The sequence below is a fragment of the Sorangium sp. So ce1014 genome (genome assembly GCF_051521505.1).
Taxonomy (GTDB): domain Bacteria; phylum Myxococcota_A; class Polyangia; order Polyangiales; family Polyangiaceae; genus Sorangium.
This window is the reverse complement of the sequence record NZ_CP150356.1, coordinates 2,026,299-2,042,676: the sequence shown is the minus strand read 5'-3', so window position 1 is coordinate 2,042,676 and position 16,378 is coordinate 2,026,299. Positions and strand designations below refer to the sequence as shown.

Genomic DNA, 16,378 nt, shown 5'->3' with positions numbered 1-16,378 from the left:
AGGGCGCGCCCGATTTCCGTTGAGCTCCATGGAGATCCGCGCAACATCTCCGCCGTGCGATCGCTGCTCCTCGCCGCCGCCCTCTCCCTTGTCGCGTGCTCGCGCCCCGAGCCGCCGACGCTCAGGCCCGAGGTCGCTGCGGTGACCGCCGTCACCGCCCAGGGCATCGATCTCCGGGTCCAGATCCAGGCGTACAACCCGAACAGCATCGATCTCACGACGCGCTCGATGAAGGCGACCGTGCTGCTCGACGGCAAGATCGACGTCGGCACGGTCACCGTGCCCACGCCGCTCAAGCTGGCCGCGAAGAAGTGGACGCGGATCGAGGCGCCGCTCTCGGTGAAGTGGCAGGATTTCACCAGCATCGCCACGCTGGCGGCGCAGGGCCGGGGTGTGCCGTATCAGGTGAACGGCACCGTCGCGATCGGCGGGGAGACGCTCAACGTGGACTTACCGTTCCGCCTCGCGGGGACGATCACGCAGGAGCAGCTCGTCACGGTGATCGGGAATTCGCTGCCGGGCCTGCCCCTCCCCGGACTGCGCTGAGGAGGGAGCCCGTCGGCGCGTACGCGGACCTCACGTGAGCGGTCCGAAGCGCTTCTCGTAGGCCACGAGCTTGTCCGCGAGCGCCTGCGCCCGCTCCTCCGCCGCGCGGGCTTGCTCCTCCGCCGCGCGGGCTTGCTCCTCCGCCGCGCGGGCTTGCTCCTCCGCCGCGCGGGCTTGCTCCTCCGCCGTGGGGAGCACACGCCCCTCGGGGCCGAGCCACCGGAGCCATCTCGCTTTGCTTCCCAGGTACAGGCCGTCCCGCACCCCGAGGCGCAGCCCGAGCTGCTGACTGACCAGCTCGCCGTCCGCGCTCGAGACCATGGTCCGGTAGCTGCGAGAGCTGATGTCGAGCGCGTACCCCTCGAGCGCGTTCTTCATCGGATCGAACAGGAAGTACTCCGGCACGCGCAGCAACTTCGCATAGACGCGCATCTTCTCGCCGCGGTCGACCGACTCCGTGCTCTCGGACAGGAGCTCGATCACCACGTCCGGTGTCCTGCCGTTCTCTTGCCACACGACCCAGGACTTCCTGTCCCGGCGCATCGTGTCGAGCACCACGAAGACGTCCGGCCCGCGGAAGTCGTTCTTCAGGGTCTGGAGCTCGCTGAAGTAGATCGCCATGTTGCCGCTGACGTAGACGTCGTCGCGATCCCTCCAGAAGAGGTCCAGCGACTCGATCAGCAGCAGCATCTGCTTGCGGTGGCGATCGCTCTCCATGGGCTCACCGTCGTCATGGGGGAGCTCGTCCTCTCCGGGCGGCGGGATCGGGACGAGCGAGGTCTCGCTGGCGTACGGCATGGGCTTCCTCGGCGCGATCCTACCAGCTTCCCAGGGGGCCGCTGCCGCGAAGGCCGACGGCGCCCTCGCGCGCGGACTCGCCGCCATCGGCCGCGCTCGGCTCGCGCCGGCCAGGACGCCGTCCTGCGGACGCCCGGCGCGGGCTGTTGTCTCGAGCCCGCAAAGCTTGCAGAATCGGCGCGGAGGAGGCGTCCGTGCCCGTCGACGAGGCCATCGATCCACAGTGCTCGCCGCGCGCTCGCGGTCGCTCGATGAGCCCGTGCTCGCCGCCGGGTAGCGCAGCCCCATGTCCGGCGGCCTGATCTTCCACGACGGCGGCGGCGGGTCCGTCGCGCGCTGCGGGCGCTGCGGCGCCGAGGCGGCGGGGCCGTGCGCGCGCTGCCACGCGCCCGTGTGCGGCGACTGCTGCGTGCTCACCGAGGGCGGCGCGCGCGTCTGGGCGATCTGCCTCGCGTGCGAGGATCGCGGCGGTCGCTCGCTCCGCCGGGGCTGGGCGACGGTCCTCGGGTGGATCGCGCTGCCGATCGCGGCGCTCGCGCTGCTCGTCGGCTTGCTCGAGTGGCTGCGCAGGTGATGGAGAGAGCGGAGGCGTCATGTTCAGCGTGAAGCAGATCGAAGGTGCGATCCCCACCGTGGAGCTCGCCGACAGCGGCGCCTCGAGCCGCGCCGTGCTCGCGCCGTCGCGCGGTGGGATCCTGGCGGAGCTGACCCTCGGCGGGCGCGAGCTGCTCTACCTCGATCGCGCCACCTTCGAGGATCGCAGCGCCAACGTGCGCGGCGGCAACCCCGTGCTCTTCCCTTCCCCGGGCAAGCTCGCCGGCGACGCCTGGTCGTCCTCCGGCGCGCACGGCCAGATGCGGCAGCACGGCTTCGCCCGCACCCTGCCCTGGTCGCTCGACGACCACGGGACCGCCGCGCCCGGCGGCGCCTACGCCCGGCTCGCGCTGCGCTCCAGCGAGGCGACGCGCGCGCAATACCCCTGGGATTTCCGCGCCGAGCTCACTTACACGCTGCGCGGCACGGCGCTCCGGATCGATGTCCGCGTGACCAACGAGAGCGACGAGGGCGCGCCGCCGATGCCCTTCGGGGTCGGGTTCCACCCCTACTTCGCCGTCTCCCAGGCCGACAAGCCCGGGGCCTCGATCGAGACGCGGGCGACGCGCGCGTTCGACAACACAACGAAGCAGGAAGCGCCCTTCTCCGGCCTCGACCTGACCCGGCCCGAGGTCGATCTCCACCTGCTCGACCACGGCTCGACCGAGAGCGCGCTGTCGATCGAGGGCCCCCCGGCCGCGCGCATCGCGGTCCGCGGATCGCCCGAGTTCACCCACTGGGTCGTGTGGACCCTGCAAGGCAAGGACTTCGTCTGCCTCGAACCCTGGACCTGCCCCGGCGACGCCCTCAACACCGGAGAGCGCCTGATCCACCTGCCGTCGCGGCAGACGCAGGCGCTGTGGATCGAGCTCTCCACCTGAGGCGCCCGCGGCCGCGCCTCCTCCGCAACCCCTCCTCGCGACGTTCGTGAAGGGCCGGCGGCCCGAGCGGCGTCCGCTCCGCTGGGCTCGGTGGCTTCGCGGTTGACGGCGGGACGGAAACGTCATGGAATTCGGGCATGACTTCAGCAGCTCACCTTACCGCACATCGTACCCTTCTTGCTCGCTGCCGAGCGCTGCTCGGGCGGCGGTCGCGCTTCCTGCTTTCCGCCTTGCCTGCCGCCGCGCTGGCCGTGACCGTCACGACGGGCGCCTCGGCGGCGCCGGTCTGGACCGGAGACTTCGAGACGGGCGACCTGTCCCAGTGGACAACGTCGCTGAACGGCGAGCGCATCTCGGTGGTGACGTCGCCTGTCCTGCAGGGCACGCGGGCCGGGCAGATCCAGCTCACCAACGACGCCGTGTGGCCCAACAACGGCATCAAGCGCGTCGAGCTGAACCACAAGCCCGCGGCCGGGCGCACGGCCGAGGGCGACGATACGTATTTCGCCTGGAGCTTCTATCTCCCCGAGGCGCTCGCGGCGGACCCGCCGACGCAGATCGGGTACTGGGAGTCGGACCAGACCTACAATCAGGTGATGTCGTTCGAGGTCGTGGGACAGAAGATCAGCTTCGCCACCCGCAAGCCCGCGAACAAGGTGCACTGGGAGGCGGCTTCCGCGGTCACGCCCGGCGTGTGGCACCGCATCGCGATGCACATCAAGTGGTCGACGAACGCGAGCCAGGGCTCCGTCGACGTGTGGTTCGACGGCGAGCAGGTCGTCACCGGGGGCCAGGCGCAGACCCTCGCCGACGGCAACGCGCACTTCACGCAGATCGGCCTGCTGCGCAACCCGGCCGAGTTCACGGACAGCCCCATCATCGTCCTCGATGACGCCGTGGAGGGGGACACCCTCGAGGACGTCCGCCCCGCGCTGCCCTCCTCGGGAGAAGGCGGCGCCGGGGGCGCGGGCGGCGGGGGGACGGGCGGGAACGAGAGCGCGGGCGGCGCGGGCGGCGCGGGCGGCGCGACGAGCAGCAGCGGCGCAGGCGCGGGCGGCGGCGCCGCGAGCGGCTCCGTCACGTCGACCTCCGCGGGCGCGACCTCCGGTGCCGGCGCCACCGGCACCGGCGCGGGGACCGGCGGCTCGGACGAGGGCGCGGACGAGGAGGGCGACGACGGTGGCTGCAGCTGCCGCGCTGCCGGCTCGCCGGCGGCCCCCGCGCCGCTGGCCGTCGCCGGGCTCGTCGTCGCGCTCGCGTTCGCGCGGCGGCGCGACCGGCGCTGAGCCGGCGCGAGCGGCGCCGCGCGGGCCACGAGCTCGGCCGCGCCTCACAAAATTGATTTTAGAATCAATTTTATTTATTCACACATTGACATTGTTGACCCACGGACGATACTAACCTCGTCCCGTGGCAAGATTTGTCGTTCGATGCCCGAGCTGCGACGGCGAGCTGCGCGCGACGCGGCTCGGCTGCCAGGCCTGTGGAACCAACCTGGACGGTCAGTTCGAGATCCCGGCGCTGCTCCAGCTGTCGCCGGACGATCTCGCCTTCGTGACCGCCTTCGTGCGCTCGTCGGGGAGCCTGAAGGCGATGTCTCAGCTCCTTCAGATCAGCTACCCGACGGTGCGCAACCGGCTCGACGAGATCATCGGCAAGCTGGGAGCGCTGGAGCAGGGCGTTCAGAAGCGCCGGCACGAGATCCTGGATGCGCTCGAGAACGGGCGGCTCTCCGCGAAGGAGGCGGAGGAGGCGCTGAGAAAGGTGGGACTATGATGATGACCACGCCCGACGAGCGGGTGCGCGCGCTCGTACGCGACAACGTGATCAAGCCTGCGGAGGGCGAACGGCTGCTGGCGACGATGGCCCCGCGGCCTCCCCGGAGCGGATGGCGGCTCGCGCTGGATCCGTTCGAGCGCTTCGGCGGAGAAGCCGCGGCCGTGGCAGGGCTCGCGGTCGCCGCGCTGAGCGTCGCCGTCACGCGGCTCGGCGTTCGCTTCGACGGCTTCCTCGATCTGCACACGGCGCCTCAGGTCATCCCGTACACGACGGCGCTCCTGGAGCAGGTCGTCGTGTGGCCCCTGCCCGCCCTGCTCTTCTGGGCGTACGCGCGGCTCCTGCGGTGCCGCGTGCGGATCGTCGATTTCCTCGGCGTGATCGGGCTCTCGCGCGCGCCGCTCGCGCTCGCGGCGATCGCGCTCGGCCTGCTCGCCCCGGAGCCGCCGGCGGGCGCGCCCAGGCTCACGCCCGAGCTGGCCGTGTCCGCCGTCCTGGCCACGCTGTGCCTCGTGTGGTTCCTGGCGCTCCTGACCCAGGGCTTCAAGAACGCCTCCGGGCTGCGGGGCGCTCGGCTGATTGCAGGGCTCATCGGCCTCGTGCTCGTCTCGGAGATCGTCTCGAAGGTCGCGCTCGCGCACCTCGGCTGACTCCATCCATCTCGTGGCGCGCCGCCCGGTTCACGCGGCGCGCGCCCAGCGATGCTCGCTCGGCCGCGAGGGCGCACCGGTGCGCCCGGGCGGCGCGGCTCTCCCCCTTGCTTCTCGGAGGATCGTCATGTCACTGCGCTCGAATCTCCCGGTCCCGGCGCGCTGCGCCGTGTTCGTTCTCTCGTGTGCGGCCGCGCTCGCGGGGTCGCCCTTCGGCGCAGGCTGCGGAGCCGGAGAGGGCGAGTCGTCTCCCGGCGGAGACGGCGCGCTCCCGGGCGCGACAGACCCGGCGCCGAACGAGCCAAACGAGCCGAACGAGCCGAACGAGCCAAACGAGCCAGACGAGCCGGCGTGTCCGGAGGCGACCAGCGTCGACCTCCTGGTGGAGAATGCGCGCGGCACGCTGTCGGGCACGCTCGAGGTGCCGGCCGGGTGCGGGCCTTCCCCCTCGGTGGTGATCCTCCCTGGCTCCGGGCCGACGGATCGGGACGGCAACCAGGCCGCCGGGGGCGTCCTTTCGGACACGTACAAGCTCCTCGCGGAAGGCCTCCGGGACAGGGGCATCGCGTCGATCCGCTACGACAAGGCCGGGATCGGCGGGAGCGTCTCCGCCGCGCCCCGCACCGAGCAGGAGATGCGCTTCGAGATGGGCGCCGACGACGCGGGCCTGTGGGTGAAAGCGCTCCGCGACGACGGGCGGTTCGCGACGGTCACGGTCGTGGGGCACAGCGAGGGCTCGTTGCTCGGAATGCTCGTCGCCCAGGCGGCCGAGATCGACGGCTACGTCTCGATCGCCGGCGCGGGCCGGCCCATCGGCGATGTGTTGCGCGCTCAGCTCGCCGGCCTGCCGGACGAGGATCGCGACAAGGCGTACGCGATCCTCGACCGGCTCGAGGAGGGCGAGCTCGTGGAGGATGTCCCGCAAACGGAGCTGTTCCTGAGCCTGTTTCGCCCGAGCGTGCAGCCGTACATCATCTCCTGGATGAAGCTCGACCCCGCGGTGGAGCTCAAGGCCGTGACCGCGCCGGTCCTCCTGCTGCAAGGGACGACCGATATCCAGGTCCAGGTGCAGGACGCCGAGCGGCTCGCCGGCGCGCGGCCGGACGCGGAGCTCGTCCTCATCGAGGGGATGAGCCACACGCTCAAGGAAGCGACGCTCTCGAACGCGTCGCAGAACGCGGCGTACACCGATCCGAGCCTGCCCGTCGTCCCGCGCGTGCTCGATGAGCTCGAAGCGTTCCTGCCGGCGGAGTGACGCGGCGGGCCCGATCGAGCCGCCTGGATCGATCTCGGCGACGTACCTCGCGTTCGGCGAGTCGCACCGCCGCGAGAGGCCGCGCGCATCCTGCCCCTCGCGTGTCTAGCGCGCGGTCCCGCCGCGCTACGGTGGCAATTCCTCGAACTGAGGGAGGGCATCGGTGATCTGGTGCCAATCCGCCTTCGAGCCGGTGTAGATGTGATGATCGGGCCGCCGCGTCGGTGCGCCGGAGAGCGTGCCGAGCTGCACGTGGGCGAACGTATTCCCACGGATCGTGTCGTACATGGGCGAGAAACATTGCTTGCAGAGGCAGCGAGCTCCCTCCTCGGACTCGTCGACCTTCAAGAAATGCTCGCGCCCCGCCGTGATGCGGACCTTGTCGATCTCGATCCCGCCGATGGCGGCGCAGGCGGCGCCGGTACGCCGCCGGCACCTCGAGCAATGGCAATAGAAGGCGTAGCCGAACGCATCGTCGACCTCGAAGCGCACGAGGCCGCAATAACAGCTGCCCATCAACATGGCCCCTCGACCTCCCTCGACCGCCGCTCCAGGAGGCGCCGCTCCGGCTCCTGCGTCGTGAGCTCGAGCGCGCGCCGGTCCGTCGTCGAGATCTTGCCGGCCCGAACCTTGACCAGCACGGCGCTGTCGAGGGACTGGAGCGCCTCCGCGGCCACCAGACGACCGCTGGCGGCCAGCTCCTCGTCGTACGCGATCGAGCGAGCATCCAGCGTGCGCTTCTCCTCGTCGCTCAACGAGCTCAGCGCTTCAGGCGTGAAATGTACGAGGCAGACGTACTTCATATGACCTCCGGTTCTGGACTGTGGCTGTCTTTGTGGAACGTGGGTGGTCCAGCCCTTGGTTGCCCGGCGCGCCCTCGGATCGACACCGATCGTGCGAGCGCTGATCTTTTTTGTACCACGGGCCGCCGCTCCTGAGCACGGCGCCCGCGGCCGGCGGCCTCTGCGGGTCGATCCCGACCTCGCCGTCCACGCGTCCACAGCAGCCCGCACCGCGGCCGCCTTCGCGCCGGACGGCTCCCGCGTCCGTGCTGCTCGATCCGCGGCTCGAGCTCGACTTGGCGGCCTCTGCGGAGCCCAGCGTGGCAGGCAGCGGGTGAGCGGCCCGGCGCGCGGCTTGCAATTGCAAAGGAGCGCGCATGAGATAATTCGATATCACTGCGTGTTTGAGCCCATCACGCGCGGTGATTTCATGTGCGAGATACGCGCGGACGACTACAATGCCGTCGCGCGGCCGGGATAACCCGGCGAGCACAGCCGTGATCAAGAGATCACCGGCAGGGAATGACGAACTTACACCAAGAAGCGGCGGAGCTCGTGGGCGTCTTTTGATTCACTTATCCATCTTGAGCAGAACCCCGCGAATCCGCCGAGCTGACATGGAGAACCTTAATGCGCACCAATCGCTTACTTGGCTACATCTCTGCTTCGTTGGCATGCAGCCTGCTCGCCTGCAGCGCTGGACCTCGCAACGATGAGAATAGCGATTCTTTGAGCTCCGGACTGGTGAGCCCGGACGGCACGATGACGGCGGAGATCACGGTGCCGTCGGACTGGGGAAACGGGTACTGCGCGAGCGTGACGATAAGGAACACGGGCAGCAGCGGGACGACCGCCTGGGGCCTGGTCATCGGGCTCAACGGCTCCACGTTGAACCACGCGTGGAACGCGCGCATCACCGAGTCGAACGGGCAGATGAACGCCGTCAATGAGGGCTACAACGGAACGCTGGCGGTGGGCGCCTCGACGATGTGGGGGTTCTGCGCGAGCGGCACCGGGAGGCCCACGATCGTATCGGTCGACGGCAGCGGAGGCCCGGACGCCAGCACGAGCACGTCGGCGAGCAGCAGCGCTGGGTCGGGCGGCGCCACGGGGACCGGCGGCAGCGGTGGCGAGGGCGGCGGGAGCACCACCGTGGGCACCGGCGGCGAGGGTGGCGGCACCACGGCGGGCGCAGGCGGCGAGGGCGGCGGCACCACCACCGCGGGCACCGGGGGAGAAGGCGGCGGCACCACCACCGCGGGCACCGGAGGCGAAGGCGGCGGCACCACCACCGCGGGCGCAGGCGGCGAGGGCGGCGGCACCACCACCGCGGGCGCAGGCGGCGAGGGCGGCGGCACCACCGCCACCACCACCACCGGCACCGGCGCAGGCGGCGCGCCTCCGCTCGATCCAAACTGCGGCCCGGACTCCGCGACCTTCGCCGATGTGGCGCCGATCCTGGAGAGGAGCTGCTCGAACCAGTTCTGTCACGGGAGCCCCACGTCGCCGTCCGCCGGGCTCGACCTCCGCACGATGGTGGCGGTCGGCTCGCTCGTCGATCAGGACGCCGCCTCCTGCTCCCGCGAGCAGGCGCTGGTCGTGCCGTTCATGCCGAGCAGCAGCTATCTCATGAACAAGCTGAAGGATGTCGGCCTGTGCGACCCTGACGAGAGCAAGATGCCCCCGGGCTCGTCGCTGCCCGACGCCGAGATCAAGACGATCAACGACTGGATCTGCGCGGGCGCTCCCACCGACTGAGCTCTGCTCAGCCCAGGACAGCCCGCAGCGCACCCCATCGGTCGCGAGCGCAGCCGCGCGCGCCTGCTCGACTGGCGCGCACGCCGCCCGGAAACAACGGAAAGACGAGGCGTCGCGTGCTCCTCGGCTGACGCGGATTAACCTGGGCGCGAATTCATGCGCGCCCTCGTCCTGAAAGCCACGAAGAGCCCGCTCGTGCTGGAAGATCGGCCCGCCCCGCGGCCAGGGCCCGGTGAGGTGCTGCTCCGCGTGCGCGCCTGCGCCGTGTGCCGCACCGATCTGCACGTGGTCGACGGCGAGCTGCCGGAGGCCAGGCTGCCGCTCGTGCCAGGGCACCAGATCGTCGGCGAGGTCATCGAGGAGGTGCCCTCGCCCGGCGAAGCGCCGCGGTTCGCGCCGGGCGCGCGCGTGGGCGTGCCCTGGCTCGGGTGGACCTGCGGCGCGTGCGCGCATTGCCGCGCAGGGCGGGAAAACCTCTGCGATCGGGCGCGCTTCACCGGATACCAGATCGACGGCGGCTATGCGGAGCTCGCTGTCGCGAACGCGCGCTTCTGCTTCCCTGTCCCCACGGGCCTCCAGGACCTCGCGGCCGCGCCGCTGCTCTGCGCCGGGCTCATCGGCTACAGGACGCTGCGCATGGCGGCAGACGCGGAGCGGATCGGGATCTACGGGTTCGGCGCCGCCGCCCACCTTGTGGCGCAGGTGGCCCGCTTCGAGGGGCGGCGCATCTTCGGCTTCGTCCGGCCGGGCGACGACGCGGCGCGAGCGTTCGCGCTGGCGATGGGGGCCGAATGGGCGGGCTCTTCCGCCGACGCGCCGCCCGAGGAGCTCGACGCGGCGCTGATCTTCGCCCCGGCCGGCGAGCTCGTGCCGGCCGCGCTGCGCGCCGTGCGCAAGGGCGGCACCGTGGTGTGCGGCGGAATCCACATGAGCGATATCCCCTCCTTCCCCTATTCGATCCTGTGGGGCGAGCGGGTGCTGCGCTCGGTGGCGAACCTGACACGCAAGGACGGCGAGGAGTTCCTCGCGCTCGCGCCGAGAGTCCCGCTGCGGACGGAGGTGAACGTCTACCCGCTGGAGGCGGCCAACGAAGCGCTCGACGATCTGCGGAACGGCCGCTTTTCCGGGGCAGCGGTGCTCGTGCCGTCGTGAATGCGGAGGAGCCGGCGGGCGGGGACCGCCCCGCGCCGCGCTTCGCATCGTCGTACGACGAGATCTTTCACGTAAACTGTCGAGCTCTTCGCGCAGCCCAGCAACTCTTCCCTGGCCGGATTTCTGGCGGGCGGAGCTACGGGACCTGCGTCGCCCGGGCGATGATCTCCTTGACCACCAGCAGCATCTGGTTCGTCTCGGCGTGCTGCGCCCCCTCGGCGAAGTACGCCTGGAGCCTCTCCGAGCCCGCCCGGATCCGGTCGCTCTCCTCGCGAACCACGACGCGGAAGACCGGCCGCTCGACGGTGCCCGTGAGGTCGACGCTCCCGTCGGTGGGCAGCGCGTCGCTCCGGTAGATCGCGATCCGCTCGTCCCCGAACAGCTCACGGAGGCCCGCGAGCTGCTCGGCGCTGAGCTCTCCGCGGAGCGACGTCTGCCCCGCGTGGCCCTCGAATGTGCCGCTCAGCTCGATCCAGAGGACGGTCTCCTCGCCTGCGCCGCGGTACATTTCGAGCTGAGCCCAGGGCGCCGGCGGGATATCGGAGCCCGGATGACCAGCGCACCCGGCGACGCACAGCGCGCCCCACAGGAGGCCGGCGAGCGCCGCCCTCCTAGCACGTGATGATCTTGCTACCATTGCTCGTGATGTTGAAGCAGGGGTCGACGTCGAGCATCGTGTTCAGGATCCGGTTCGCCTCGTCGCGCGCGAAGGCCTTCATCGTCGACGAGCTGTGCTGCGCGTCGGCCTCGAAAGCATACCACCAGAGCCAGAGGACCTGGTAGCCGGCCGCGCCTCTTCCGCTGGGCGACCCGATCCCCGAGCACCCGTCCATGTACTTCTCGTCGCACGACGCGCTCTTCGCGGGACACGCGTTGCTGCCATCGTTGCCGCTGTGACCGCACCAGTCCGCGTGCCGCGCCTCGTGGACCAGCGTCCCGGCGCGCTCCACGACGTTCTCGTCGTAGAAGAACGGGATGTAGAGAGTCGTGTAGTTGTCGATGATCGGCCCCCAGGTCGTGGACGCTCGCTTCGACCCGTCCCCGCACCGCGCGTCCAGCTCGTCGAACTCGCGAATCGTGTAGTTGCCGGCCCATCGCAGGAAGTTGCCGCTGAAATCGTTCGTCTTGATCGCCTCGTTCGGCGACGCGTAGTTGACGAGCTGGATCGCCTGGAATGTGCGCGCCAGCGGCCTCCTCCGGTCGCACGCGGCCTCCCAGCCGAAGCCGTTATCCCAGTCCCCCTTGTCGAAGTCGTACGCATCCCAGTAGAAGTCGATCCACGGCTGCGTGCACCAGAAGCCCTGCATCACCCCGGGGTCGGTCGACCTGACCGTGTCGCAGGTGTCGGCGCGGGCCTCGGAGGCGAGACCAAGGAGCAAGCAAGACGCAAGAATGGCGCTGATCGTGTTTCTCATGGTCAATCCCCTCATCGAGCGGTGGACGGCGTGTCGGTCCGAGGCGTCACCTTGAATTTCCGATCCCCGGGCTTGTCCGGCTGCGCCGGTCGACCGAGGTTCGGGTTGTAATCTTTTGCATCGGCGAGGTCCTCGGCGAGCGCCCTCCGCGCATCGACAAGCTTGATCCCGCCGACGTCGATCCCGAGCGCGTAGAGGCTCGCCGCCGCCGGGGTGCGCAGGAGGTCGCCGGCGGAGTGAATGGCCTTCAGCTCGTCCGCGGCGTGGAGGCGCTCGAGCCCGACGATCGCACGCAGGCGAACGCGGTATTCATCCGCGAAGAGGTGCTCGTCCTTGCCGGGCTCGGGGAGCGGGCTCGTGGCGATGGCGTTCAGCGGGTCGATGCCGTCGCGGAAGCCGAGCAGGCCGAGGAGATGAGCCGCCCGCCAGCGCATCTCGCCAGGCCTCGCCGGCACCGTGGGGTCCGGCGAAGCGGACACCGACCACTCTTTATAGACGCCCACGACCACCGGGACGACCGCCGGGCCCACGGCCACGAGCTCCCGGAGCGACGCGTCGAACTCGGCGTCATTGTCGAACTCCCCCATCAGCGCGAGCTGCTTGTTCACCATCGCCAGGATGCAGTCCTTGCCGCATTCGATGGCTTGCGAATCGACCGCCGTGTCCTCCGGCGCGTCCCTCTCGGCGGGCGCGGCGCAGCCCGCGGACAGGGCGACGCAGAGGAGTATCATCGAATTTTTTATGGAGACCGACGACATGCTTCACCTCGGATTGTGTTCGTGCGAGGGCGACCCTCGCCCCCTCGACCGCACGCTCGGCCGCAGCGCCTCGGCGCCGTCAGCTCTGCGCGCTGGTTTCACGCGCGTGAGATGAGGATGCTGGGCAGGCGCTCTTCCCATCCCTCGACTCGAGATGGGAATCGTTCGACAGCGCCAGCGCGCTCCTCCGTCTCTCAATCCCTCAGTAGCAATCCTCGATCCACGCGCTCCGAGCACGGCGGGGCGGCCGGGCGAGGCGTCGCCGGCGGCCGCGATCGCCACGGAATGACCTGAAGCTCGCGGCGATCGCCCGCGGAGCGAGCGCCGGATCGAGCACGCCCAGACGTCGGCTGGAATGCCAGAGACGCCGGGTCGGAGGCCGTGGCCTGGAGGTCGCGGCCACCAGGTGGAGGCTCACCCCACCAGAGGACCGGGGGAGGCAGCGCGCGAGGGGAAGGCCGGGGGGGCTCGTGAGGCGCCGACGGCGCCGGAGAAGGACGTCCGCCGCGGCGACTACACCCGCGCCGTCTCCTCGAGCTCCTTCCCGCGCGTCTCCGGCAGGAGCCACAGGATGAGCGCCAGCGCGATCACCGGGAAGATCGCCGTCGCGGACACCGCCTGCCCCCAGCCCATCTGCTCCGCGGCGACGCCCACGCCGATGGGAGAGAGGATGTAACCGATCCGGCCGAGCAGGTTGTTGGACCAGGCGAGCGCGTCGGCCCGGAGGTGCGTCGGAAAGAGCTCGGAGTTGTACGCGTTCAGCACGGGCAGCACGCCGCTCGCGCCGAAGATGGCGAAGACCAGCGCGACCGTGAGCCCGGCGCGCGAGCCCAGCGAGTAGGCGCCGAGCACGCCGGCCGCCGCCAGCACATAGATGATCACCGCGCCCGCGCGGCGGCCCATCACGTCGAGCAGCTTGCCCGAGGCGAAGATGAGCGGCATCGAGACCACCGCGGCGAACGTGATGCTGGCGCCCACCTCGGCGTCGCTGAAGCCGCGCTCCCGGATCGCGAACGTCTTCCAGAACGTCACCGCGTTCTGCGTGCAAACGTACGTCAGCCCCCAGATGAGGGCGAGCTGCAGCATCCGCCCGCGGTGCGGTGAGCGCCAGATGCGCATGAACGGCTGCGCGCCCTCCCCCTCCCGCGCGGCCGCCGCCTGCTCGAACCGCGCCGTCTCCCGCAGGCCGCGCCGGGCCACCGCCATGACGAGGAGCGGGATCCCGCCGACGAAATAGACGCTGCGCCAGCCGTACGAGGTCGAGAGGAGCAGCGGCACGACCCCGGCGCACACGATGGATCCCAGGCTCGAGAAGGCCTGGATGACGCCGATCACCATGCCGCGCCGGTCGCTCGGGTACTCCTCGGCGGCGTACACCATGCTGACCGCCCACTCGCCGATGAGGAAGATGCGCGCGAGGAGCTGGAGGACGGCAAAGACATAGACGTTCGGCGCAAACCCCGTGAGCACGGAGAAGAGCGTGTAGCCCAGGATCGTGATCGTGAGCACCCGCCGCCGGCCCCACTGGTCCGCCTTGCGCACGAGCAGATACGCGATCATCGTCCCCGAGTTGATGACCCCGATGAGGAGCCCCTCGTGGCGGGCCGCGAGGCCCATCTCGGCGCCGATGTTCGGCAAGATCTGCGTGAGCGCCAGGTAGTCGTAGCCCTCGAAGAACGAGGCCACGCTGAGGAACCAGAACAGCCTCCGCTGGTACGGCGTGAACGGCGTCTTCGGCTGCGGGGCTGCGGTCGTCATATCACCTGTTCCCTCCGAGCGGGCGCTCGTAGACGCGATAACGCCGGTAGATGGCGCACCCGGCCGACTCCACGATATGCCGCATCGGGGCGTTGTCCTCGTGGATCAACGAGGCCTCGAGCCGCTCGTACCCGGCCGCCCGCAGGCCGTCCACCACGCGCTGCACGAGGAGCGCGTGGAGGCCCGTCGACCGGAACGCAGGCACGACGCCGATCAGCTTGAAGCTGGCCGTCCGGACGCGGCGGAGCGCCCAGGCGACGCGCGCCCACCCGAGCGGCAGGAGCCGCCCGCGCGCCGCCGCGAACGCCTCGTTCAGCTCGGGGAGGCACACGGCGAACGCCGCGGGCTCGCCGCGCACCGTCGCGATCTGCACGAGGCGCGGGCCCGCCAGCAGCACGAACGCGCGACCCAGGCTCACGAGCTCGGCGCGCGACATCGGGACGACCTCCGGCACGCCGCGGTACGCTTCGGTGAAGACGGCGTGGGCGATCTCCATGTCGCGCGAGATGCGGTGAACCGCCGCGCTGCGCACCTCGAGGCCAGGGAGGCTCACCGACGCGGCCTTCCGGCGCAGGGCCTCGGGGAGCTCCCGGGGGCGGCCCGCGGCGTCGACGAGCGGGGTGTCGTAGGCGAGCATGTCATAGCGCTTCGAGAACCCCTCGGCCTCGACGAGCTCGCGGTAATACGGCGGATGATGGCCCGCGAGCATCGGCGGCCGGGAGCCATACCCCTCGACGAGGAGCCCGATGTCCTCCACCCGCGTCACGTTGCGCGGGCCCCGCAGCGAGGTCGCGCCGAGCGCCCGCGCGCGCTCGCTCACCGCGTCGAAGAGCGCCCGCGCCGCCTCGGGATCGCGCTCGCACTCGAAGAAGCCGAAGAACGCCGTGCGCTCGCCGCCGTGGCGGTCGTGGCGCCCGTCGACGAGGAGCGAGAGCGTCCCGACCGTCTCGCGCCCGCGCCGCGCGCGGAACAGACGGAGGCTCGCCTCGCGGAAGAAGGGGTTTCTCGGGTCGAGCCGCCGCAAGACGAGCGGGCGGAGGGGCGGCACGTAGCCCGGATCGGCCGCGTGGAGGCGCAGCGGCAGGTCGAGGATCTCGGTGAGATCCGCGCGGCTCCTCGCCTCCTCGATGGTGATCGACATCGAGGCGCTCAGTACCCCGCGAGCCGCTTGAACCGGAAATACAGCGGCGTGGGGCTGTTCTCGTGCTTCTCCTTGAGCGGGCCGCACATGAGCGGCAGGTACATCACGCGCCGCTGGCTCGCGTCGCCCGTGGCCGTGGCCTGCGCGACCCGGTGCCAGATGCGGCCGTCGTGGATCGTGAGGTCGCCCGCCTCGGCCTCGAGCGCGTACTCGTCCGGGTCGGGCCGGTGGTCGAGGAAATACGCCTTGCGGGTGAGCATCTCGAAGAGGCCCTGGCCATGCGACGACGGGATCAGCCGCACGCCGCCCTTCGAGACGGGCGAGTCGTCGAGATAGAAGCCGACGTTCAGGTAGCGGCGCGGCTTCTCGAGATAGAACACGTCACGCAGGCTGTCCGTGTGCCAGCCGAGGCGCTGGTACGTCGACCCCTCCTCGTGACGATAATGGTTGATGACGAGCCCGTCGCGCTCCCGCTCGGCGATCCGGTAGCCGGGCCCGGCGACGTCGAGGATCGCGCCGAACCGCGGGTCGCGCAGGAACGCGCGGAGGCGCTCGCCGAAGAGCGACGCGAACACCATGCGCTGGATGGTGCGCGACCCGTCCTTCCGGGTGCCAAGAATGAGCGGGACGCCGTTGATGTGCGTCCTCCCCTCCGCCATGAGCCGGCGATCGATGGCCTCCACCTCCTCGACGAGCGAGCGCACCGTGTCGCGGCCGGCGAAGCCCCGGAAGCGGATGAACCCGTGGGTGTCGAGGAAATCCCGCTGCTCGGCCGTGAACGCGCCGCCCAGCGTGAAGTCCGGCAGCCGGATACGGCGGTTGGCCGGAGGCAGGTCGGCGGCGGGCTGCGGGGCGTGCACAGAAGCGTTTCCTTCCGGGGTCACTGGCCCGGCTCCACTAGCGCAGCCGGGCCGCGGCGGGAACAGCCGCCGCCGGGAGCCCCCGCCGGCGCGGGATCTGCACCTCGGCGCACGGTTTGCAACCTCGGACGCGGTTTCGGCGCCGCGCTCCCGGCACACGGCCCTCGTGCCGAGTCCGCACGGCGCCCGCCGCGCCGCCCGGCGGTCGATCCTCGCCCTGCCGGCGCTCGGTGGCACCTGCCTTGCAATCCGGC

General features: G+C 70.7%; 18 protein-coding genes. 9 read left to right on the top strand and 9 right to left on the bottom strand.

Annotation, left to right across the window (positions count from 1 at the left end; translation table 11 throughout):
* Positions 1-54 precede the first annotated feature (54 nt).
* Entirely contained in the window at positions 55-546 is a 492-nt protein-coding gene (locus WME75_RS07795; protein WP_437487928.1) for an LEA type 2 family protein, read from the top strand.
* A 30-nt stretch (positions 547-576) separates the two neighbouring features.
* On the opposite strand, the gene WME75_RS07790 is transcribed toward WME75_RS07795, so the two are convergent.
* Positions 577-1,344 carry a Uma2 family endonuclease gene (locus tag WME75_RS07790; RefSeq protein WP_437487926.1) on the bottom strand — a complete coding sequence of 256 codons (768 nt, stop codon included), beginning with the start codon at positions 1,342-1,344 and terminating at the stop codon, positions 577-579.
* 286 nt (positions 1,345-1,630) lie between these two features.
* Between WME75_RS07790 and WME75_RS07785 the strand changes: the two genes are divergently transcribed.
* The 6 genes from WME75_RS07785 (at position 1,631) to WME75_RS07760 (ending at position 6,500) form a co-directional block, all read left to right on the top strand.
* Positions 1,631-1,918, top strand: a complete 288-nt coding sequence (locus tag WME75_RS07785; protein ID WP_437487923.1) for a hypothetical protein — start codon at positions 1,631-1,633, stop codon at positions 1,916-1,918.
* 19 nt (positions 1,919-1,937) lie between these two features.
* A complete protein-coding gene (locus WME75_RS07780) occupies positions 1,938-2,819 on the top strand; it encodes a galactose mutarotase (protein ID WP_437487920.1) in 882 nt (293 codons plus the stop codon).
* A gap of 230 nt (positions 2,820-3,049) precedes the next feature.
* Positions 3,050-4,105 carry a polysaccharide lyase gene (locus tag WME75_RS07775; RefSeq protein WP_437487917.1) on the top strand — a complete coding sequence of 352 codons (1,056 nt, stop codon included), beginning with the start codon at positions 3,050-3,052 and terminating at the stop codon, positions 4,103-4,105.
* Between the two features lie 124 nt (positions 4,106-4,229).
* Positions 4,230-4,595, top strand: coding sequence for a DUF2089 domain-containing protein (locus WME75_RS07770; protein WP_437487914.1), 366 nt, complete (start codon positions 4,230-4,232; stop codon positions 4,593-4,595).
* Positions 4,592-5,245, top strand: a complete 654-nt coding sequence (locus tag WME75_RS07765) for a YIP1 family protein (protein ID WP_437487912.1) — start codon at positions 4,592-4,594, stop codon at positions 5,243-5,245. The genes WME75_RS07770 and WME75_RS07765 overlap by 4 nt, the downstream gene beginning before the upstream one ends.
* Positions 5,246-5,372: 127 nt before the next feature.
* Positions 5,373-6,500 carry an alpha/beta hydrolase gene (locus WME75_RS07760; RefSeq protein WP_437487909.1) on the top strand — a complete coding sequence of 376 codons (1,128 nt, stop codon included), beginning with the start codon at positions 5,373-5,375 and terminating at the stop codon, positions 6,498-6,500.
* Between the two features lie 126 nt (positions 6,501-6,626).
* On the opposite strand, the gene WME75_RS07755 is transcribed toward WME75_RS07760, so the two are convergent.
* Together WME75_RS07755 and WME75_RS07750 are read right to left on the bottom strand one after the other, a co-directional pair.
* Positions 6,627-7,022 carry a GFA family protein gene (locus WME75_RS07755; RefSeq protein ID WP_437487906.1) on the bottom strand — a complete coding sequence of 132 codons (396 nt, stop codon included), beginning with the start codon at positions 7,020-7,022 and terminating at the stop codon, positions 6,627-6,629.
* The gene (locus tag WME75_RS07750; protein WP_437487904.1) at positions 7,016-7,303 is read right to left on the bottom strand and encodes a YciI family protein; all 288 of its coding nucleotides are present in this window, start codon (positions 7,301-7,303) and stop codon (positions 7,016-7,018) included. Before WME75_RS07750 ends, WME75_RS07755 begins: the two co-directional genes overlap by 7 nt.
* A gap of 708 nt (positions 7,304-8,011) precedes the next feature.
* Between WME75_RS07750 and WME75_RS07745 the strand changes: the two genes are divergently transcribed.
* Both WME75_RS07745 and WME75_RS07740 read left to right on the top strand, forming a co-directional pair.
* Positions 8,012-9,040 (top strand): cellulose binding domain-containing protein, encoded by a 1,029-nt coding sequence (locus WME75_RS07745; RefSeq protein WP_437487901.1) that lies wholly within the window; start codon positions 8,012-8,014, stop codon positions 9,038-9,040.
* Positions 9,041-9,196: 156 nt separating this feature from the next.
* Entirely contained in the window at positions 9,197-10,192 is a 996-nt protein-coding gene (locus tag WME75_RS07740) for a zinc-dependent alcohol dehydrogenase family protein (protein ID WP_437487899.1), read from the top strand.
* A 136-nt stretch (positions 10,193-10,328) separates the two neighbouring features.
* Here WME75_RS07740 and WME75_RS07735 read toward each other — a convergent pair whose 3' ends face one another.
* From WME75_RS07735 to WME75_RS07710, 6 genes are all read right to left on the bottom strand, one after another.
* Positions 10,329-10,700 carry a hypothetical protein gene (locus WME75_RS07735; RefSeq protein ID WP_437487896.1) on the bottom strand — a complete coding sequence of 124 codons (372 nt, stop codon included), beginning with the start codon at positions 10,698-10,700 and terminating at the stop codon, positions 10,329-10,331.
* Between the two features lie 103 nt (positions 10,701-10,803).
* A complete protein-coding gene (locus WME75_RS07730; protein ID WP_437487893.1) occupies positions 10,804-11,607 on the bottom strand; it encodes a hypothetical protein in 804 nt (267 codons plus the stop codon).
* 11 nt (positions 11,608-11,618) lie between these two features.
* Complete coding sequence (locus WME75_RS07725) at positions 11,619-12,338, bottom strand: hypothetical protein (protein WP_437487891.1); 720 nt, start codon at positions 12,336-12,338, stop codon at positions 11,619-11,621.
* 540 nt (positions 12,339-12,878) lie between these two features.
* Positions 12,879-14,123 carry an MFS transporter gene (locus tag WME75_RS07720; protein ID WP_437487888.1) on the bottom strand — a complete coding sequence of 415 codons (1,245 nt, stop codon included), beginning with the start codon at positions 14,121-14,123 and terminating at the stop codon, positions 12,879-12,881.
* A 1-nt stretch (position 14,124) separates the two neighbouring features.
* Positions 14,125-15,264 carry a hypothetical protein gene (locus tag WME75_RS07715; RefSeq protein ID WP_437487885.1) on the bottom strand — a complete coding sequence of 380 codons (1,140 nt, stop codon included), beginning with the start codon at positions 15,262-15,264 and terminating at the stop codon, positions 14,125-14,127.
* A gap of 8 nt (positions 15,265-15,272) precedes the next feature.
* Positions 15,273-16,124, bottom strand: a complete 852-nt coding sequence (locus WME75_RS07710) for a phytanoyl-CoA dioxygenase family protein (protein WP_437487882.1) — start codon at positions 16,122-16,124, stop codon at positions 15,273-15,275.
* Positions 16,125-16,378 lie beyond the last annotated feature (254 nt).

Excerpts from the sequence above, each read along its gene's own strand:
- WME75_RS07785 (WP_437487923.1), top strand. The coding sequence starts at position 1,631 with ATGTCCGGCGGCCTGATCTTCCACGACGGCGGCGGCGGGTCCGTCGCG.
- WME75_RS07780 (WP_437487920.1), top strand. The coding sequence starts at position 1,938 with ATGTTCAGCGTGAAGCAGATCGAAGGTGCGATCCCCACCGTGGAGCTC.
- WME75_RS07730 (WP_437487893.1), bottom strand. The coding sequence starts at position 11,607 with ATGAGAAACACGATCAGCGCCATTCTTGCGTCTTGCTTGCTCCTTGGT.
- WME75_RS07725 (WP_437487891.1), bottom strand. The coding sequence starts at position 12,338 with ATGATACTCCTCTGCGTCGCCCTGTCCGCGGGCTGCGCCGCGCCCGCC.
- WME75_RS07715 (WP_437487885.1), bottom strand. The coding sequence starts at position 15,264 with ATGTCGATCACCATCGAGGAGGCGAGGAGCCGCGCGGATCTCACCGAG.
- WME75_RS07755 (WP_437487906.1), bottom strand. The coding sequence starts at position 7,022 with ATGTTGATGGGCAGCTGTTATTGCGGCCTCGTGCGCTTCGAGGTCGAC.
- WME75_RS07790 (WP_437487926.1), bottom strand. The coding sequence starts at position 1,344 with ATGCCGTACGCCAGCGAGACCTCGCTCGTCCCGATCCCGCCGCCCGGA.
- WME75_RS07740 (WP_437487899.1), top strand. The coding sequence starts at position 9,197 with ATGCGCGCCCTCGTCCTGAAAGCCACGAAGAGCCCGCTCGTGCTGGAA.
- WME75_RS07735 (WP_437487896.1), bottom strand. The coding sequence starts at position 10,700 with ATGTACCGCGGCGCAGGCGAGGAGACCGTCCTCTGGATCGAGCTGAGC.
- WME75_RS07720 (WP_437487888.1), bottom strand. The coding sequence starts at position 14,123 with ATGACGACCGCAGCCCCGCAGCCGAAGACGCCGTTCACGCCGTACCAG.
- WME75_RS07750 (WP_437487904.1), bottom strand. The coding sequence starts at position 7,303 with ATGAAGTACGTCTGCCTCGTACATTTCACGCCTGAAGCGCTGAGCTCG.
- WME75_RS07760 (WP_437487909.1), top strand. The coding sequence starts at position 5,373 with ATGTCACTGCGCTCGAATCTCCCGGTCCCGGCGCGCTGCGCCGTGTTC.
- WME75_RS07765 (WP_437487912.1), top strand. The coding sequence starts at position 4,592 with ATGATGATGACCACGCCCGACGAGCGGGTGCGCGCGCTCGTACGCGAC.